Below are 19,355 nucleotides of genomic sequence, written 5' to 3' on the forward strand. Positions count from 1 at the left end.
AGCGGGAGGTAGAGTATGGGGGCTTGACTGGCCCTGACGTTTGTGGGCCCGGGGTTCGTGTGCCAAAAGTAGAATCGGGTGCGGTGTGACGAATCTGTGAAGCTAACTCGCGTTGTGATTGATTCGGAACGATCTGTCTGTGACCTTGCGCCTTGGATAGGCCAGCCAAACTGCCCCTTTTCGTCGTCACGGTTTCGCGAGCGTGTCGTAAGGCTTTCAGACTACGAAACTATTTGCTTGATCCTGCGACCATCTTGAACAGACTGGGTGGCGGCTACATCTGTGACGTCCGCTGCCGCGGCATCGCCGTGGTGCATCCGTGCTGAATCACCGCAAGTTTAATTGCGACTTTCGTAGCCCTGCTTTGGTCGGCGTGCTTCGTAGTCTTTGGGGAGAGCGAATTGAGTTCGATTGACAGAATGGAGCGTCCGGCTCCGGTGAGCGGTGTCGAGCCTCGTTCGCTTCGCCGCCAGGGATTCGTCAGGGCGTGCCGGCGTGGCCTCGCGCCGATCGGGCTATTGGCCGCGCTGGCGCTCGGCGGCTGCGACGACAAGACTGCGCAATCGCAGGCCGCGCCGCCGGCGCCGCTCGTGACCGTCGCGCAGCCGGTCAAGCGCACCGTCACCGATTGGGACGAATTCACCGGCCGCTTCGAGGCGATCGAGGAGGTTCAGGTCCGCGCCCGCGTCGGCGGCTTCGTCAACAGTGTCGAGTTCAAGGATGGTGCGATCGTCCATGCCGGCGATCTGCTCTACATCATCGATCCGCGGCCGTTCGAGGCGGTCGTGCTGCAGGCCGAAGGTCAGCTCGCTGACGCGCGGGCCAAGGGAGAGCTTGCCAAGCGCGATCTCGAGCGCGGGCTCAATCTGGTGCAGACCAGCGCGGTCTCGGAGCAGGTCGTCGACCAGCGCCGCCAGGCGTTGCAGGCGGCGCGCGCCGCCGAGACGCAGGCCGAGGGCACGTTGAAGGCCGCGCAGCTCAACGTCGAATTCAGCCATGTGCTGGCGCCGATCACCGGCCGCGTCAGCCGGCATTTGGTAACCCCCGGCAATCTGGTGCAGGGCAGCGAGGGCGGTGCGACGCTGCTGACCTCGATCGTGTCGCTCGATCCGATCTACATCTATTTCGACGTCGACGAGGCGACCTATCAACGTAACAGCAAGCTGTGGTTCGAAGGCCGGCGGCCGAGTTCGCGCGACACGGCGAACCCTGTGCAGGTGGCGCTGACCGGCGAGACCAAGCCCTCGCATGAGGGCAAGATGGACTTCATCGACAACCGCCTCGACGTCTCGACCGCAACGCTGCGCAGCCGCGCGGTGATCCCGAACAAGGACCTCTCGATCCTGCCCGGCCAGTTCGGCCGCGTCCGTCTGATCGGCTCCTCGCCCTATGAGGCGCTGCTGATCCCGGATACCGCCATCGCCACCGACCAGTCGCGCAAGATCGTGTTCGTGGTCAAGGACGACAACACGGTGGAAGCACGAGCGGTCACGCTCGGACCGCTGGATGAGGGCCTGCGCGTGATCCGCGAAGGCCTCAAGCCGGAGGACCATGTGATCGTCGACGGGCTGCAACGTGCCCGCGTCGGCGCCAAGGTGACGCCGAAAATGGCCCAGGCCCCGGCGGGCGACAAAGCCCCGGCGGGCGACAAGCCGGCGGCAGGTGCCAAGCCATGAATCTCGGCAGGCTCTCCATCAACCAGCCCATCCTCGCGATGGTGCTGTCGATCGTGCTGCTGATCGTCGGCGCGATCGCCTATCCGACGCTGCCGGTCTCGGAATATCCGCAGGTCGTGCCGCCGACCGTCACCGTCACGACGCAGTATCCGGGCGCCTCGGCGCAGACCGTGTCCGACACGGTCGCGGCTCCGATCGAGCAAGAGATCAACGGCGTCGAGGACATGCTGTATCTCTACAGCCAGGCGACCTCGAACGGCCAGCTCACCATCACCGCGACCTTCAAGCTCGGCACCGATCTCGACAAGGCCCAGGTGCTGGTGCAGAACCGCGTCGCGATCGCGCAGCCGCGGCTGCCTGAAGAAGTCCAGCGCAACGGCGTCGTCACCCGCAAGAACTCGCCCGACATCCTGATGGTCGTGTTCATGCTGTCGCCCGACGACACGTTCGACCAGCTCTACATCTCCAACTACGCGCTGCTGCAGGTCCGTGACCAGCTGTTGCGGCTCGACGGCGTCGGCGACATCCAGATGTTCGGCGCGCGCGACTACTCGATGCGGCTGTGGCTCGATCCCGACCGGATCGCCAATCTCGGCCTGACCTCGGCCGAGGTGCTGGCGGCAATTCGGGCGCAGAACCTGCAGATCGCGGGCGGCCAGATCGCCGAGCCGCCGATCGCCGATCGCGCATTCCAGCCGAACCTCGTGTTCACCGGCCGCCTCAAGGACATCAGGCAGTTCGAGGATATCGTGGTGAAGGCCGGCTCCGATGGCCGTACCGTGCGGCTGCGCGACGTCGCGCGCGTCGAGCTCGGTGCGCTGTCCTACGCCACCAACAGCTTCCTGCTGCGCAAATCGGCGGTCGCCCTGCTGGTGACGCAGCGCCCCGGATCGAACGCGCTCGCCACCGCCAAGAGCATCTCCGACACGATGGAGCACATGAAGGCGGGTTTCCCGAAGGGGCTCGACTACAACATCGGTTACAATCCGACCGAATTCATCGCCCAATCGGTCCATGAGCTGATCAAGACGATCTACGAGGCGATGGCGCTCGTCGTCATCGTGGTGCTGGTGTTCCTGCAGGGCTGGCGGCCTGCGATCATCCCGATCATCGCGATCCCGGTGTCGCTGGTCGGCACCTTCGCGGTGATGGCCGCGCTCGGCTTCTCGATCAACAATCTGACCTTGTTCGGCCTGGTCCTCGCGGTCGGCATCGTGGTCGATGACGCCATCGTGGTGGTCGAGAATGTCGAACGGCATCTCGAGCACGGCATGTCCAGGCGCGAGGCTGCGCTCAAGACCATGGAGGAGGTCGGCGGCGCGTTGGTCTCGATCGCGCTGGTGTTGTGTGCGGTGTTCGTGCCGACCGCCTTCCTCGGCGGCATCTCCGGGCAGTTCTTCCAGCAATTCGCCGTGACCATCGCGGTCGCGACCGCGATCTCCTGCTTCTGCTCGCTGACGCTGTCGCCGGCGCTGGCATCGCAGATTCTGGTCCCGCACGAGGAGAAGCGGCCGCCGGCGCGCTGGAACATCATCGCCCGCGGCTGGGACAGCTTCACCGCGCTGTTCAACCGCGTGTTCGACCGGCTGGCGCATGGTTATGCTGGTGTCGCCGACTTCGTGATCCGGCACACGGTGGTGATGGTCGCGATCTACCTCGTCTTGATCGGCAGCGCCGGCTGGCTGCTCGCGACCACCTCGCAGGGCTTCATCCCGGCGCAGGACCGCGGTTACGTCATCATCTCGGCGCAGCTGCCGGGCGCCGCGTCGCTGGCGCGGACCACGGCGGTGGTGCGCGAGATCGAGCGGATCGCGCTGGATACGCCGGGCATCGTTCGCGTTGCGGCCTTCGCCGGCTTCTCCGGCGCGACGCGCACGCAGGCGGGCAATGCCGCGGCGCTGTTCCCGGTGTTCGACGAGCCGGAGGCACGCCTGAAGAAGGGACTGACGGCGACCGCGATCACCGCCGAGCTGCGCAAGCGTCTGTCGGTGATCCAGGGCGCCTTCATCATCGTCATTCCGCCGCCGGCCGTGCCCGGTATCGGCACCGGCGGTGGTTTCACCATCCGCGTCCAGGATCGACAAGGACGCGGGCCCGAACTGCTGGCGTCCGCGACCGACGAGCTGGTGCAGGCCGCGCGCAAATCGCCGAGCCTGACCTCGGTGTTCTCGCCGTACTCCGCGAACACGCCGCAATTGTTCGTCGATATCGATCGCGTCAAGGCGCAGAAGCTCGGCGTTCCCATTGCCAACATCACCGACACGATCGAGACCTATTTCGGCTCGACCTATGTCAACGACTTCAACCTGTTCGGCCGCACCTACCACGTCACCGCGCAGGCCGATCTGCCGTTTCGCAAGGAGACCACCGATCTTTCGCGGCTGCGTACCCGCAACGCCAATGGCGACATGGTGATGCTCGGCAGCGTCGTGGACTTCAAGGACATCTCGGGCCCCGACCGTGTCGCGCGCTACAATCTCTACTCGGCGTCCGAACTGCAGGGTGAACCGGCGCCGGGAGTCAGCTCGACGACGGCGCTCAACACCATCAAGAAGATCGCCGACGAAACCCTGCCGAGCGGCTTCTCGTTCGAATGGACCGATTTGTCCTACCAGCAGGTCAACGGCGCCAATGCCGGCCTCTACGTGTTCCCGATCTGCGTGCTGTTCGTCTATCTGGTGCTGGCCGCGCAATATGGCAGCTGGACATTGCCGTTCGCGGTGATCCTGATCGTGCCGATGTGCCTGTTCGCGGCCACCATCGGCGTGCGCATCATGGGCCAGGACGTCAACATCCTGACCCAGATCGGCTTCGTGGTGCTGGTGGGCCTCGCCGCCAAGAACGCGATCCTGATCGTCGAGTTCGCGCGCGATATCGAGCTCGAGGGCCGGCCACGGCTGGAGGCGGTCATCGAGGCCTGTCGGCTGCGCCTGCGGCCGATCCTGATGACGTCGTTCGCCTTCATCCTCGGCGTGCTGCCGCTGGTGCTGTCGACCGGCTCGGGCTCCGAGATGCGGCAGGCGGTCGGCGTCGCCGTGTTCTTCGGCATGCTCGGCGTCACCCTGTTCGGCCTCGTCTTCACGCCGATCTTCTACATGGTGGTGCGCAACCTCGCGGAAGGAAAGAACGAGGGCAAGCCGAAGGAGCCAGCGGCGACTGCTGCGGGGTGAGCATTGTGCTCTCCACCCGTCATTCCGGGGCTCGCGCTGCGCGCGCCCCGGAATGGCGCCGCAGGCCCATACTAACGGCTGAGCGGAAACAGATGGGCAGGCACGGGGTTATAAAATAATGTCGCGCCGATTTTTCCTGATGAGAGACTGCTGGGAGAACATAACAATGAAGTCGGGATTTTTGGCTGCGGTTGCGGCATGCAGCCTGATGCTGGCGGCGCCGGCGATGGCACAGGGCGTCAAGATCGGCATCCTGAACGACCAGTCGGGCGTCTACGCCGATTACGGCGGAAAATATTCGGTCGAAGCCGCCAGGATGGCGATCGAGGATTTCGGCGGCGAAGTGCTCGGCCAGAAGATCGAGATGGTCACCGCCGATCACCAGAACAAGCCGGACCTTGCGACTTCGATCGCGCGGCGCTGGTATGACGCCGATGGCGTCGACATGATCACCGAGCTGACGACCTCGTCGGTGGCGCTTGCGGTGCAGGAGCTCTCGAAGGAAAAGAAGAAGATCGACATCGTGGTCGGCGCCGCGACGTCGGCGATCACAGGCGCGTCCTGCACGCCCTACGGCTTCCACTGGGCGTTCGACACCCACGCGCTGGCGGTCGGCACCGGCGGCGCGCTGGTGAAGGCCGGTGGCGACAGCTGGTTCTTCCTCACCGCCGACTATGCGTTCGGCTATGCGCTGGAAAAGGACACCAGCGAGATCGTTACCGCGGCGGGCGGCAAGGTGCTGGGTTCGGTGCGGGTGCCGCTGAATTCGTCGGACTTCTCCTCGTTCCTGCTGCAGGCGCAAAGCTCGAAGGCGAAGGTTATCGGCCTCGCCAATGCCGGCCAGGACACCACCAACTCGATCAAGCAGGCCGCCGAGTTCGGCATCGTCAGGGGCGGCCAGAAGCTCGCCGGCCTCCTGATGACGCTCGCCGAGGTCAACGGTCTCGGCCTCGAGGCTGCTCAAGGCCTGGTGCTGACCGAAGGCTTCTACTGGGATCATGACGACAAGGCCCGCGCCTTCTCCGAGCGCTTCTTCAAGCGGACGGGGCGGATGCCGAGCATGATCCACGCCGGCACCTATTCGGCGACGCTGAGCTATCTGAAGGCGGTGAAGGCCGCCGGCACCAAGGACTCCGATGCGGTCGCCAAGAAGCTGAAGGAGCTGCCGGTCGACGACGCCTTCGCACAGGGCAAGGTGCAGGAGAACGGCCGCATGGTGCACGACATGTATCTGTTCGAGGTCAAGAAGCCCTCGGAATCGAAGAAGCCGTGGGACTATTACAAACAGCTCGCCGTGGTGCCGGGCGATCAGGCCTTCCCGCGCGCCAAGGACAGCGGCTGCCCGCTGACCAAGTGACGTGGAGCTGAGGCAACAATATCGGTGTCGTCCCGGCGAAGGCCGGGACCCAACCACTGATGTCGGTTGCTCTGCTGCGCTGCGGCCCCAGCCTTCGCAAAACTGGTTGCTGTGGTTATGGGTCCCGGCCTTCGCCGGGACGACGGTGAGTGTGTGGCGCCCTCAATGCACCAGCCGCCACACGCCGCCGCCGAGTGCGCCGACCCACAGGATGATGCACGCCACGGCCTGAATCGCAAAACCGCGGCTGCGCTTCGCCACCGCTTCGCGATAGCCGATGAAGTAGACGATGCGGCCGATCACCCAGAGCGCGCCCACGGCTGCGGCCGCGGCATCGCCGATATAGATCGCGAACAGCCACAGCGACGGCAGGAAGATCGGCATCCATTCCAGCGTGTTCATCTGGATGCGGAAGACACGCTCGAAATCCGGATGGCCCGAGATCGCCGGCAGCTTGACGCCATAGGCGGCACGGGCGCGCGCGACCTGTGTCGAGGTGAAGAAGTAGAACGCGACCGCAAGGCAGGTCACGATGGCCGTGTAATGGTACATGTCAGGCGTGTCCTCTGGTTTCATTGGCCCCGATGTCATGACGGGGCGGCAGCGACCGGTGTGACTGGCTAACCGATTTTGGGCGCGCCGATCTTCTGTCGGCGTTTCAGTACCCGGTCATCTCAAGATAGCCGATTCCCGCGTGGCTGCCCGAAAAGCGGATCGGGCCCTCCCAATAGGGGAAGCTGGTCCCCATCCAGGCCTTCGGATTGACCGGCGTGGTCTCGATGGCCAGGCCGCGCGCCGGCAGGCTGACGCGCCATGACGTCGGCAGCTTGCGGCCGTCGATCTCGGTGGTCGCAATCGGCGTGATGCTGTTGCCGGCTGCCGCAATCTCGGCCGAGCGGCCGTCCGGCGTGATCCAGTTGCCGAACAGGTTCTCGCGGCCGTCCTTCTGGCGCAGCCGGTACAGCATCAGCTTCTCGTCGCCGGGCAGATGCAGCGAGAACCAGTCCCAGCCGGTTTGGTCCACCGCCAATGGCTGGCTGCTCCATTCGCGATCCATCCATGCCATGCCCGTGACGTCGATCGGCCTGTCGTCGATCGCGATGCGGCCGGATGCCTTGTAGAACGGCTGGCTGTAATAATAGGAGGCCTGTCCACGATCCGACTTCCGGCTGTAGCCGTGGTCGCCTTGCAGCACCAACGGGCGGTCCGCGGTCAGCCGGAGGGCGGTGCTGAAGTCGGCAGCCGACGCCTTCAGCTCGATCGGCGCGGCGCGCTGCGCATCGAACGGGTCGATCCCGTGCATCTCCCAGGCGTCGATCCACGCGCGGAACGGCGTCGCCTCGACCCCGGCTTGCCCAACGCCGCCGCGCGCAAACGTCTCGCTGAAGCGATGCGTGGTGGCGCTGGTCACGGCGGCATGGCCCATCCAGACTTGCTGGTTGGCCCAGCCTTCGCTGGGGCCGCCCGGCTTCATCGCCTGGCGGAACAGCGTCCATTGCGCGCCATAGGCCGCGCCGCTGGCATCGGACAGGTTCGCGGTGACGTACCACCACTCGATCCGGAACTCCGGATGCGGGCCGTGATCGATCGGGAATACGAATGGCCTGCCCGGCGCGACCGCAGCAAAACCTTCGGCATTCTCGCCGAGCCCGGCAAAACCCTGCGCAAGACCCTTGCCGCCGAGCGCGAGCGCCAGCGCACCGCCGGCAAAGGCGCGGCGGGTGATCGCGCTGCTAGCGCTCATTGACGAAGATCCTGATCAGGCTGGCCGGCTGCATGCGCGCCAGTCTAGCGACCGGCAGCGCCGCCGCACAGAAGGCGGCGGCGAGCGCCACCGCGAGCAGCTCGATCAGCTGCAGCGGGAAAATTTGGAACGGCAGCCGCCAGCCGAATGCTTTCACATTGACGATCGCGAGCAGGCACCAGGCGACCAGAAGGCCGAGCGGCAGTGCGAACAGCGCGGTGATCAATGCGACCGCCATGGTCTTCAACAGTTCGAGCACCGCGAGCCGCCGTCGCGTTAGGCCGATCGCCCACAGCGGCGCCAGCTGCGGCAGCCGTGAATTGGCCAAGGTCAGCAGGCTGGTCAGGAGCGCGATGCCGGCGACGCCGAGCGTGAAGGCGTTGAGCGCCGCCGTCACCGAGAAGGTGCGGTTGAACACTCGCCTGGATTCCCGCTTCATGGTCGCCTGGTCGGCGACGTTGCGGTCGTCGAGACCGAACTTCTCTTGCAACGCCGTGATCAGCGGCGTGATCTTGTCCGGCGCGACGCGGAGCCCGAGCCGGGTCTGCGGCGTTTGCGGGAAACGCCGGGTCAGCGCGGCGAAGTTGACCGCGATCTGGCCCTTGGGGTTGCCGTAATCGGCATAGATGCCGACGATTTCGAGCGGCCAGGGACCGCCAGGGGCGGGGACCTCGATATGATCACCAAGGCCAAGCTTCATCCGCCGTGACAGCTGCTCGCTGACCAGACAGGTGTCGCCGGGACGCAAGCGCACCCAGGCATTGGACGTGCTTTCCAGCAACGGCCAATTGTCGCGATAGGTCGCGTGATCGGGTAGGCCCAACACCTCGATCGGCGCGCCGCCAAGCTGGGTGTCGGCGCGGCCGCCGGGCAGGATCGCCTCGACTTCAGGCCGATCGCGCAGCCACGCCTTGATCTCCTTCGCCTGCTGATCGCTGGCGGCGCTGATGTAGACGTCGGCGGCGAGGCGGCCGTCGAGCCAGACCAGGAAGGTGCGGCTAAAACTTTCCACCATGGTGCTGACGCCGACATTGACCGCGAGCGCGAGCAATAGCGCCATCAGGGCCAGCGACAGGCCTGAGAGCTGCTGGCGGCTGTCTGCCCAGAACCAGATGCCGACCGGCGCCCGCGCGCTGCGCTGGCCGAATGCGAGCGCGATTTGCAGCACCATCGGCAGGATCAACGCCGCGCCGAGCATCAGCGCGGCCAGCACGGCAAAGCCCGCGATCAGGGAATCGCCGAACTGGATCAGAGCCGCGGCGACCGCAAACACCGCGAGCGCCGCGGCACTCTGGAACATCAGCCAGCGCCGTTGCGCCTGCTGCCAGGCTTGCGGCTGCGCCGTCGCCAGCACCGGCATCCGGATCGCCTTGGCAAGGCTCGCGGCGGCGGCTGCGAGCGCGCCCAGAATGCTGATGGCGATGCCGGCAAACCACCAGATAGGTTTGAGCGAAAGCTGTCCAGGGATCTGCGCGCCATAAAGCCCGCGCAGCGAGGCCGCGACATCGGGCAGCAAGGCCGCCGCAATGAAGTAGCCGCAGACCAGGCCAATCAGGCCGGCGACCAGCGCCAGCGACACCAGCTCGATCACCAGCACGGTGTTGAGCAGCCGCGCCGAGACGCCGCAGGCGCGCAAGGTGCGCAGCATCGGCAGCCGCTGCTCGAAGGCGAGGCCGATCGCGGAATTGACGATGAACAGGCCGACGAAGAACGACAGCAGGCCGAATGCGGTGAGGTTGAGATGGAAACTGTCGGTCAGCCGTTCGAGGTCGCTCTCGGCGCTCGGCTCGACCAGGCGGAGTTTTTCGCCTGCCACGCTTTCCAGCGATGCATGCGGCGCTTTCGATTGGCCGACCAGCAGGCGCGACACCTGGCCGGGCATCTTCAGGATGTCCTGTGCGACGCCGATGTCGACGACGAGTGCGCCGGGGGCCAGCTCCGCCTGCACGCGCAGCGGCGGCAAGGTCGTGCCGTTGGCGTGCGTCCGTTCGCCTTCCTTGAGGCCGAGATCGCGTAGCGTTTCCGGCGCCACCAGCATTTCGCCCGGCGGCGTGACGAACGATTGTAGGCTGCCGCGCCCGACCGCCGGCGCGTTGCCGACCTCGGACGGCAGCGTCACCGGCTCGACGCCGAGCAGGCGGAAGCTGCGCCCATCGATCTGGACGCGGCCCTCCAGCGTCGGTGACACCGGCCAGCCGGCGCGGCGCAGATCGACGAATAGTTGCTGCGGGAAGGTCGCGCTGTCGCGGCTCACCAGCATGGCGGTGCGCGAGCCGCCGAAGGTCGCGGCGGCGCGGTCATAGGCGATGCGGGCCTGCTGGTTCAGCGCCTGCACGCCGCTCCACAATGCAGTCGCCGAGATCAACCCGATCAGCAGCGTTGCGAGCTGCATCGGATGTCGCCGCCAATGGCTGAGCAGCACGGCAAGGATCCACAACGCCCGCCTCATGCGATGATGCCAGCATGCAGCGTGACCTGGCGGTCGAGCGTTGCGGCGAGCCGCGCGCTGTGGGTGACCATCAGGAAGCCGCAGCCGGTGCGAACAACCAGATCGCGCGCCAGATGCAGCACCTCGTCGGCGGTGTCCTCGTCGAGATTGCCGGTCGGCTCGTCGGCGAGCAGCAACAGCGGCTTCGGCGCGAGCGCGCGGCCGATCGCGACGCGCTGCTGCTGGCCGCCCGACAATTGCTCGGGGTAGCGCTTCAGCAGCTGCTTGAGCCCAAGGCGCTCGACCAACTCGTCATGCCAGGCCGCATCGTGGCGGCCGGCGATGCGGGACTGGAAGACCAGATTGTCCGCAACTGTCAGGCTCGGGATCAGGTTGAACTGCTGGAACACGAGGCCGAGGCGATCGCGGCGCAGCTCGGCACGGCCGGCATCGTTGAGACCGGAGACCGTGATATCGGCAAGCCTGATCTCGCCGCTGTCCGCGGCGTCCAGCCCCGCGATCAGATGCAGCAGCGTGCTCTTGCCGCTGCCGGATTCGCCTGATAGCGCCACGCTCTCGCCGGTCGCCACAGCGAGATCGACGCCGCGCAGCACCGCGACGTCTTCACCGGCAGAGCGGTAACTCTTGGTCAGGCCGGTGACGCGAAGCACCGCGGCGGTCTGGTCAGATGAAGCGATGGCCGTGCCTCACTCAAGGCTTCTGGTATTTCAGGACGAACTCGTCGATCGGCACCGGTGCCTTGAAGACGGGAATGTCCTTCGGGTCCTCCGCATGATGCAGGAAATCGGCCTCGGCCACCAGCTTGAAGCCGGCGGCCTCGATCTCCTGCTTCAGGGTGCTCTCCTCGATCCGGTGCAGCGTCTTGGCGACGGTTGTGCCTTCGCCCGTCTTGGCCGAATGGTCCGCGATCACGAGGAAGCCGCCCGGCTTCAGTGCGGCGAACATCTTCTTGTTCATCGCGGCGCGATCGACCGGCAGATAGCTGATGTCGTGATAGAAAAAGAACAAGGTGATCATGTCGAGGTTGCTGACCTCGGGCGGGATCGGATCGTCGTAGTCGCGCACGACATGGACGACGTTCTTCATCGCCGTCGACTTGGCGCGGGTGTCGAACTTGTCCTTGACGAAGCGCTCGAGCACGGTCGCCGAATCCTGCGCGTAGACCTTGCCCGACGGGGCGACGGTGCGCGCGAGCAATTCGGTGCTGTAGCCGGCGCTCGCGGCCATGTCGAGGATGTTCATGCCGGGCTTGACGCCGGCAAAGGCCAGCATCTTGGCCGGCTGACGGCGCTGGTCGACCTGGCGATCCGCATCGCTTCGATCGGGCGCCGCGACGATCGCAGCATAGTCGGGACCGGCGGCGTCCTGGGCGCGGACTTGAGGCACTGCGAGCAGTGCGGCGGACACAAGCGCAGCGCAGGCGGCCACGCGAAGGATCGATCTGTTCATGAAATAACCCAACCTCCAATAACCTCGGCTTCTTGTTGCCCGGAGCATAGCAGTCGGCCCATGACAGATCACCGCTTCACTGGCCGCGACGACGCGATCGTGATCGGGCGCTTGCCCGGCGTTGGTGTCGCGCCGGCCACAGGACCCGAGGAAATGCGGGTTGCGTTGCGCGGCGAGGCGTGGCTAGCATCACCAATTGGGGCCGATCTTACGAAGCCAAAAAACGAAACGACGGGGAGCCAGACATGACGACGCAACCGACGTCCAAGGGGATGTCAACGGGGACGCCCAAAGGCGCCTGGACGATCACCTTCCTTCTGTTCCTGTTCATGGTGGTGAACTTTGCGGACAAGATCGTGGTCGGGCTTGCCGGCGTGCCGATCCGGAAGGAGATGGGTCTCACCCCGGAGCAATTCGGTGATCTCGGCTCGGCCTTCTTCATCCTGTTCTCGATCTCGGCGATCGTGGTCGGCTTCATCGTCAACCGCGTTGATACGCGCTGGGTGCTGCTGATTCTGGCGGTGATCTGGTCGCTGGCGCAGTTTCCGATGATCGGGACCGTCAGCTACGCGACGCTGGTGATCTGCCGCATCATCCTCGGCGCCGGCGAGGGACCGGCCTTCTCGGTTGCCGCGCACGCCATCTACAAATGGTTTCCGGACGAGAAGCGGACGCTGCCGACCGCGATCCTGTCGCAGGGGTCGGCGTTCGGCGTGATCCTCGCAGTGCCGGCGCTGAACTGGATCATCGTCAATCACAGCTGGCATCACGCCTTCGGCGCGCTCGGCATCGTCGGCCTGCTCTGGACCGTCGCCTGGTTCGCGCTCGGCAAGGAGGGGCCGCTGGTGTCCACGGCTGCCGTCATGGCCGAGGAGTCGCGGATTCCCTACTGGAAGCTGCTGACCTCGCGCACCTTCGTCGGCTGCGTGGTCGCGACCTTCGGCGCCTATTGGGCGCTGTCGCTCGGGCTGACCTGGTTCACCTCCTTCATCATCGAAGGGCTCGGCTTCTCGCAGCAGCAGGCCGGCTTCGTCTCGATCCTGCCCTGGATCTTCGGTGCGACGATCGTGATCCTGACCGGCTGGATCTCGCAGCTGATGTTGGCGCGCGGCTTCACCACCCGCGGCGCGCGCGGCGTACTCGGCTCGGTGCCGCTGATCATCGGCGGCTGCATCCTCGCAACGCTGCCCTATGCGCCGCCGGGTGCACTGATGATCGCACTGCTGGTGATCGGCTCCGGCCTGTGCGGCTCGATCTATGTGGTGTGCCCGCCGATGCTCGGCGAGTTCACGCCGGTGTCGCAGCGCGGCGCGATCATCGCGATCTACGGCGCGTTGTACACCATCTCGGGTATCCTGGCGCCGATGGTGATGGGCAATGTGATCCAGCATGCCTCGACGCCGATGGCCGGCTACATGTCGGGCTTCACCATCAACGCCGCAATCATGGCCGGCTCCGGCCTGCTCGGATTGTTGCTGCTGTGGCCCAACACCGAGCGCGCGCGGCTGACCGGCGGCTCGCAGCCAGCAGGCGCGATCAAGGGCGCGATGTCGCCGACGTAAGGGGCGAGCTGCTTCGACCCTCCCCTGGAGGGGGAGGGTCGCTGAGCATGTAGCGAAGCGGAATGCACAGCGGGGTGGGGTGATCTCTCCATTCGGGCACTGCCCGTGTTGAGAGGTCACCCCACCCCGTCTCACATTTCGCCGCGCTCAATGTGATCCGACCCCAGAGCGAGCTTCGCTCGTCTCGGCCCCTCCAGGGGAGGGGGCGTCTATCTCAATTCATTCCCTGCGCGCCGCGCACCAGCCTGCCGGGCCGCGCGCCGGTGGCCTTGCCGTTGCGCTGGGTCACGATGCCGGAGACGATGGTCGCATCATAGCCGTCGACCTGTTGCAGCAGCCGGCGGCCGCCGACCGGCAAGTCGTAATGTACCTTCGGCGGATGTAGATGCAGCCGGTCGTAGTCGATCACGTTGACGTCGGCCTTGAAGCCCGGCGCGATCACGCCGCGATCGGTGAGGCCGACCGACAGCGCGGTCTTGCGCGATTGCGCTGCGATCACGAACGGGATCGAGAGCTTCTCGCCGCGGCTGCGATCGCGAGTCCAGTGCGTCAGCAGATAAGTCGGGAAGCTCGCGTCGCAGATGATGCCGCAATGCGCGCCGCCGTCGGACAGGCCGGGCACTGCGCTGGGTTCGCGCAGCATCTCATGCACGGCATCGAGATTGCCGTCGGCATAGTTCAGGAACGGCACATAGAGCATGCCGCGGCCCTCGTCGGTCAGCATCGCGTCGTAGGCGAGCTCTTCCGGCTGTCGGCCCTGGCGCCGCGCCTGCGGGCCCAGCGCGTTCTCCGGCGGTTGCTCATAGTCCGGCGGATTGCCCAGCAGATACATCTTGTCGTAGTTCGGCCGGAAGAACAGCGGATCGTCGGTCGCGGTTGCGCTCTCGCTCAGGATCGCGGCGCGGACTTCGGGTCGACGCAGATGCGTCAGCCGCTCCGCCAGCGGGAGCCTCGCGATTTCGCGATAGCTCGGATGGGTCTGGAACGGGTTGCGCGACAATTCCAGCCCGAGCAGCAGCCCGACCGGGCGCGCCGCGATCTGGGTCGTGATCGACAGGCCGCGCGCTGTGGCCTCATTGATGGTGTCCATGGTCTGCCGCCAGCGCCGCGGCGCCTTGTCGGCCTGGGCGACGGAGAACGAGATCGGGCATTTGGTGTTCTCGGCGACCCGCAGCATCATCGGCAGGTCTTCATGCACGGTGCTCTGGTCGAGCACGAATTGCAGCACGCTGCGGCCGACGCCGTGCATCGCGCCGGCGATCGCCGTCAATTCATCCTCGCCCGCCTTCAGCGTCGGCGTGTAGTCGCCGGTCGAGGTGCGGTGGTTGAGCGTGCGCGAGGTCGAGAAGCCCAGCGCGCCCGATCGCACCGCGTCGCCGGCGAGCGCCGCCATCGCCTGGTTATCCTCGGGCGTCGCGGGATCGCGGCGCGCGCCGCGCTCGCCCATCACATAGACCCGCAGCGCCGCGTGCGGCAGTTGCGCGCCGATGTCCATGTCGAAGCTGCGCTTCGACAGCCATTCCATGTAGTCGGGGAAGCTCTCCCACGCCCAGGGGATGCCGGCGGAGAGCACCGGCTCCGGAATGTCCTCGACGCCTTCCATCAGCTGGATCAGCCTGTTGTGATCGCTCGGCCGGCACGGCGCGAAGCCGACGCCGCAATTGCCCATGATCGCTGTGGTGACGCCGTTCTGCGACGACGGGGTGATGTCCTGGCTCCAGGTGACCTGGCCGTCGTAATGGGTGTGGACGTCGACGAAGCCGGGCGCGACGAGCTTGCCGCGTGCGTCGATCTCTTCCTTGCCCTTGGCTGCGACCTTGCCGACTTCGGTGATCTTGCCGCCGGTGATTGCAACATCGGCCTCGTAGAGGTCGCCGCCCTTGCCGTCGGCGATGCTGCCGCCGCGGATCACGAGGTCTGGGGTCGAGGTCATGGCGTTTCATCCCGGGGCTGTTCTTGGTTGCGAGCATCATGGGTGAGCCCTTGATGCTGTCAACCATCGCCGGTGAAGCTCTGGGATGCGCTGGCAGCGATTTTGCCAGCGAGAACATGCGTTGCGCCCGGCGGAAATTGGTTCCGCCGGGGAGGCCAACGCGTGCCTATCGCGCGCCGAAGAACGATGTCTTCTGGGTCTCCTCGGCCTGCAGCCTGGCGCGGACCCGCATCAGGTCCTTCCAACCGATATAGCCGACGAGGCGCTGATCTTCGCGCGAGATCACAGGCAGATGCGAGACGTTGACCTGCATCAGGCGGTCGGCCAGCCGGTCGAGATACTCGTCGGGATAAGCGACGGTGATCTTGCTGCCCGCCAGCAATTGCTTGAGCGTCGCGGTGCGATGCTTGCCGGCGCGGCGCCAGCGCAGCACCGATGGCGGGTCGATTACCCCGAGCACGTGATGGTTGGCGTCGACGACGGGGAAGCTCGGGTGACCGGTCTTCGGGTTGGTCAGGAAGGCTGCCGCGCCGTGCAGCGTCATGGTGTCGGCGACCGTCTCGACCGCCTTGGTCATCACGTCGCGCACCCGCGTCAGCGCAAAGGGATCAACCCGATACTCGCGCACCAGATGGTGGCCGCGCCGCGCCACCTTCTCGGTCAGGATCGAGCGCCGCATCAAGAGCACCGTGACGCCATGCGCCGTGCCGCAGGCCGCGATCAGCGGCAGCAGCACATGGGTGTTGCCGGTGAGCTCGACCGCGAAGAAGGTCGCGGTCAAAGGCGAGCGCATCGTGCCGCCCATCGTCGCCGCCATCGCGAGCAGTGCCCAGAACCCGGGGCTCGCCGCCGGCAGGTAGCCGCTCAGCGCGGTCCCCATCGCGCCGCCCATGATGAGCAGCGGCGCAAGCACGCCGCCCGATGTGCCGGAGCCGAGCGCGACCGACCAGATCACGGCCTTCACCACGAGCAGCAGCAGCGCGGCTTTCAGCACCACGTCGCCTTGCAGCATCGAAGCCAAATTGTCATAGCCGACACCGAGCGCCTGCGGTTCGATCAGGCCGCCGAGGCCGACGACCAGGCCGCCGATCAGCGGCCACCACATCCAGTGGATCGGCAGCTTGAGGAAAATGTCCTCGCAGCCATAGACCAGCTGGGTGAGCACGCCCGACAGCAGCCCGGAGAGGATTCCGATCAGCATCCAGGCGCCGAGCTGCAGCACGGAGATGTCGACGCTGCCGGTGAACGGAAACAGCGGCGCGGGCATGTGCAGGAAGGTGCGCCCGACCGCTGCCACCACGGCGGCGACGGTGACCGGAATGAAGCTGCGCGGCGTCCATTCGAACAGCAGGAGTTCGACCGCGAGCATGATCGCGGCGATCGGCGTTCCGAACACCGTGGTCATGCCGGCGGCGGCGCCGGCCACCAGCAGGGTCTTGCGCTCGTTGTCCGTCACCGGAAGCATCTGTGCGATCAACGAGCCGATCGCGCCGCCCGTCATGATGATCGGACCCTCGGCGCCGAATGGGCCGCCGGTGCCGATCGAGATCGCCGACGACAAGGGCTTCAGGATCGCCACCTTGGGATCGAGCCGCGAACGGCCGAGCAAGATCGCCTCGATGGCTTCCGGAATGCCGTGCCCACGGATCTTCTCGCTGCCGAAGCGCGCCATCAGGCCGATGATCAGCGAGCCCGCGACCGGCACCAGCACGGTCCAGAGCCCAAGCGGCGAGTCCTGCAATTTCAGGTCGGCGAAGCTGAACCGGCCGAAATAGGCGATGTTGGTCGCAAGCTTGATCAGCTGCAGAAGTCCCGCACCGGCCAGCACGCCGGCGGCGGAGACGAACACGGCGATCGCCGAGATCACCACGACGCGCGGATCGGTGGTGAAGTCGCTCAGCAGGTGGCTGGCCTTGTCGCCGATCGTGTTGCCCGTCTTGGCGGAGGCTTTGGCGGAGGTGTTCGATTTGGTGGAAATGACGCTCATTGGTGGCGCAAGGCTCGGGTGGAGTGGACGCGGCGTCATATCGTATTGCGATATAATTACAAGCGGTAGCCATCGGATGGCAGCGTTGAAAGGAGCCCCGAGATCGCAAGGCAGGGCCAGGAAACGGGTTCCGAGCAAGGCCGATCATCTCGCCGAACTGCAGCGGTTGATCTCGACGAGTTGTCGCGGATCGAGCCGCTCTTGAAGCAGGTGTCGTAGCGGCGATCGGAATGAATTCCTGCTGCACATAACGCGTCAGCGCGCTTCTCGCGCTCGGATGGCGGTGCGGCCAAATCCAACTTAAAAGCGTGAGTTTAGATACAATTTGCAGCCAATGCAGGCTGCAATGGCGCGATATGCCTTGTCATTGTCATGAAACCTTCATAGACCATGCTTGGGGCGATTTCATTCGATGGACGGCGGCCGGTCGTGACCGATGCGGGGACTGCTATTGCCGTCAGGCATGGCGATCAGGCGGAAATCGAACTCAAGCTGCTTGCGCCGCAAGGAAGCCTCGAGAAACTGCGCGAAGCATCCTGTATCGTGCAGCATGCGCGCAATCGCGGCGCATTTCATCGGCTGGAAACGGTCTATTACGACACGCCGGAGCGGCTGCTGTTTCAGCACGGCATGTCGCTGCGTGTGCGGCGCAGCGGCAAGAGCTTCATCCAGACGCTGAAGCTTGCGCCCGGTCGCGCGCAGCCTCTGATGCGCCGCCAATGGGAGGCGGCGGTTGAAGGCATCGCCCCCGAGCTGGCGCGATTCCCCGCCGACGAGATCGGCGATCCCGTGCCGGCGCTGAGCAACGATGCGCTGGTGCCGGTGTTCGCAACCAAGGTGCGCCGGCACGCGCGGCAGCTCGATTTGCCCGATGCGTCGGTTGAAATCGCATTCGACGAGGGGACCATCGAGGCCGATGCGCGCCAGGAGGTGCTGTCGGAAATCGAGCTTGAACTGAAGAGCGGCAATGCCGGCGTCCTGTTCGATCTCGGAACGCAGTTGCTCGACGCTGCGCCGCTGCAGATCGGCACGCGCAGCAAGGCGGAACGCGGCTATGCGCTCGCGTTCGATGTCGCGCCGTCGGCCGCCAAGGCCGAGTTGCCGGGCATCACCGCGGAGCTTGCGGTCGACGACGTCATCGCGCTGTTGGTGGGCTCCTGCTGGCACCATCTTTTGAAAAATCACGCGGTGGCCGAGCAGGGATCGGACCCCGAAGGCGTGCACCAGATGCGGGTGGCCTTGCGGCGCTTGCGGACGATCTGTGCGCTGTTCCGGCGCGACATTCCTTCGCCGGCATTTCTGGCGATCAACAGCGAAGCAAAATGGCTGATGCGGCAACTCGGCCAGGCCCGGGATTGGGACGTCTTCGCCGAGACGACCATCACCCGCCTGGTCAGCGCGGTTCCGGATATCGACCTGGATGGCCTTCGCAAGGCGGTTGAGCAGCGGCAGAAGTCGAGCTATGGGACCCTGCAAAGCGTTCTGGCGGATCCCCGATGCAGCCGCTTCCTGCTCTCGCTGGGGCATCTGGTGGAACGCCGCGGCTGGCGCAACGAGATCGACAGCGAAGCGCTGGCTGTCCTGTCGCAACCGATGCCGGTGCTCGCCGATCAGATTCTGGAACGATTGCATCGCAAGACATTGAAGCGGGGTGCGGGCTTCCGGCGGCTCGATATCCACGCGCAGCACAATCTCAGGATCAACCTCAAGAAGTTGCGCTATGCAGCGGAGTTCTTCCTGCCGCTCTATGGCTCCCACGCGCCCGCGAAGCGCTATGTGAAGCGGCTCGCCGGGCTGCAGACCAGCCTCGGGCGGGTGTGCGACATCGGCAGCACGCGCGTGCTGCTCCACACCATCGCGCAGGACGACCAGCCTGCGCTTCATCTCGGCATCGGCGCGATGGCCGGCTGGCTGGCCCGCGATCAGATCGCGGTGGCGAAAGCGCTGCGCAAGAGCTGGCGCCGCTTCAAGACGACGCCCGCATTCTGGGGCCGGTGAGTTCGCGGCGGCGCGCGATGCGGGGGGAGC

12 protein-coding genes are annotated in these 19,355 nt (G+C 65.8%); 5 read left to right on the forward strand and 7 right to left on the reverse strand.

What is annotated here, in order from left to right:
* The first annotated feature begins 437 nt into the window (after positions 1 to 437).
* From CO675_RS24030 to CO675_RS24040, 3 genes are all read left to right on the forward strand, one after another.
* Complete coding sequence (locus CO675_RS24030) at positions 438 to 1,676, forward strand: efflux RND transporter periplasmic adaptor subunit (protein WP_502693403.1); 1,239 nt, start codon at positions 438 to 440, stop codon at positions 1,674 to 1,676.
* Positions 1,673 to 4,846, forward strand: a complete 3,174-nt coding sequence (locus CO675_RS24035) for an efflux RND transporter permease subunit (protein ID WP_097674329.1) — start codon at positions 1,673 to 1,675, stop codon at positions 4,844 to 4,846. The genes CO675_RS24030 and CO675_RS24035 overlap by 4 nt, the downstream gene beginning before the upstream one ends.
* A 166-nt stretch (positions 4,847 to 5,012) precedes the next feature.
* On the forward strand, positions 5,013 to 6,203 hold the full coding sequence (locus tag CO675_RS24040; RefSeq protein WP_097674330.1) for an ABC transporter substrate-binding protein: 1,191 nt from the start codon (positions 5,013 to 5,015) through the stop codon (positions 6,201 to 6,203).
* A gap of 162 nt (positions 6,204 to 6,365) precedes the next feature.
* Here CO675_RS24040 and CO675_RS24045 read toward each other — a convergent pair whose 3' ends face one another.
* The 5 genes from CO675_RS24045 to CO675_RS24065 form a co-directional block, all read right to left on the reverse strand.
* On the reverse strand, positions 6,366 to 6,755 hold the full coding sequence (locus tag CO675_RS24045) for an MAPEG family protein (RefSeq protein ID WP_097674331.1): 390 nt from the start codon (positions 6,753 to 6,755) through the stop codon (positions 6,366 to 6,368).
* Between the two features lie 106 nt (positions 6,756 to 6,861).
* Positions 6,862 to 7,947, reverse strand: a complete 1,086-nt coding sequence (locus CO675_RS24050) for a lipocalin-like domain-containing protein (protein WP_097674332.1) — start codon at positions 7,945 to 7,947, stop codon at positions 6,862 to 6,864.
* Positions 7,937 to 10,396, reverse strand: a complete 2,460-nt coding sequence (locus CO675_RS24055) for an ABC transporter permease (protein ID WP_097674333.1) — start codon at positions 10,394 to 10,396, stop codon at positions 7,937 to 7,939. The genes CO675_RS24050 and CO675_RS24055 overlap by 11 nt, the downstream gene beginning before the upstream one ends.
* Positions 10,393 to 11,046, reverse strand: a complete 654-nt coding sequence (locus CO675_RS24060) for an ABC transporter ATP-binding protein (protein WP_097674334.1) — start codon at positions 11,044 to 11,046, stop codon at positions 10,393 to 10,395. The genes CO675_RS24055 and CO675_RS24060 overlap by 4 nt, the downstream gene beginning before the upstream one ends.
* Before the next feature lie 40 nt (positions 11,047 to 11,086).
* A complete protein-coding gene (locus CO675_RS24065) occupies positions 11,087 to 11,845 on the reverse strand; it encodes a class I SAM-dependent methyltransferase (protein WP_097674335.1) in 759 nt (252 codons plus the stop codon).
* Positions 11,846 to 12,090: 245 nt separating this feature from the next.
* Between CO675_RS24065 and CO675_RS24070 the strand changes: the two genes are divergently transcribed.
* The gene (locus CO675_RS24070) at positions 12,091 to 13,407 is read left to right on the forward strand and encodes an MFS transporter (protein ID WP_097674336.1); all 1,317 of its coding nucleotides are present in this window, start codon (positions 12,091 to 12,093) and stop codon (positions 13,405 to 13,407) included.
* A gap of 214 nt (positions 13,408 to 13,621) precedes the next feature.
* Here CO675_RS24070 and CO675_RS24075 read toward each other — a convergent pair whose 3' ends face one another.
* Positions 13,622 to 15,340 carry an N-acyl-D-amino-acid deacylase family protein gene (locus CO675_RS24075; RefSeq protein WP_097674337.1) on the reverse strand — a complete coding sequence of 573 codons (1,719 nt, stop codon included), beginning with the start codon at positions 15,338 to 15,340 and terminating at the stop codon, positions 13,622 to 13,624.
* Between the two features lie 166 nt (positions 15,341 to 15,506).
* Positions 15,507 to 17,327, reverse strand: coding sequence for a chloride channel protein (locus CO675_RS24080; protein WP_245452888.1), 1,821 nt, complete (start codon positions 17,325 to 17,327; stop codon positions 15,507 to 15,509).
* A 429-nt stretch (positions 17,328 to 17,756) separates the two neighbouring features.
* Here CO675_RS24080 and CO675_RS24085 point away from each other — a divergent pair, with 429 nt between their 5' ends.
* On the forward strand, positions 17,757 to 19,325 hold the full coding sequence (locus tag CO675_RS24085) for a CYTH and CHAD domain-containing protein (RefSeq protein ID WP_158231297.1): 1,569 nt from the start codon (positions 17,757 to 17,759) through the stop codon (positions 19,323 to 19,325).
* Positions 19,326 to 19,355: the final 30 nt, after the last annotated feature.

It is taken from the genome of Bradyrhizobium sp. C9 (assembly GCF_002532045.1).
Taxonomy (GTDB): domain Bacteria; phylum Pseudomonadota; class Alphaproteobacteria; order Rhizobiales; family Xanthobacteraceae; genus Bradyrhizobium.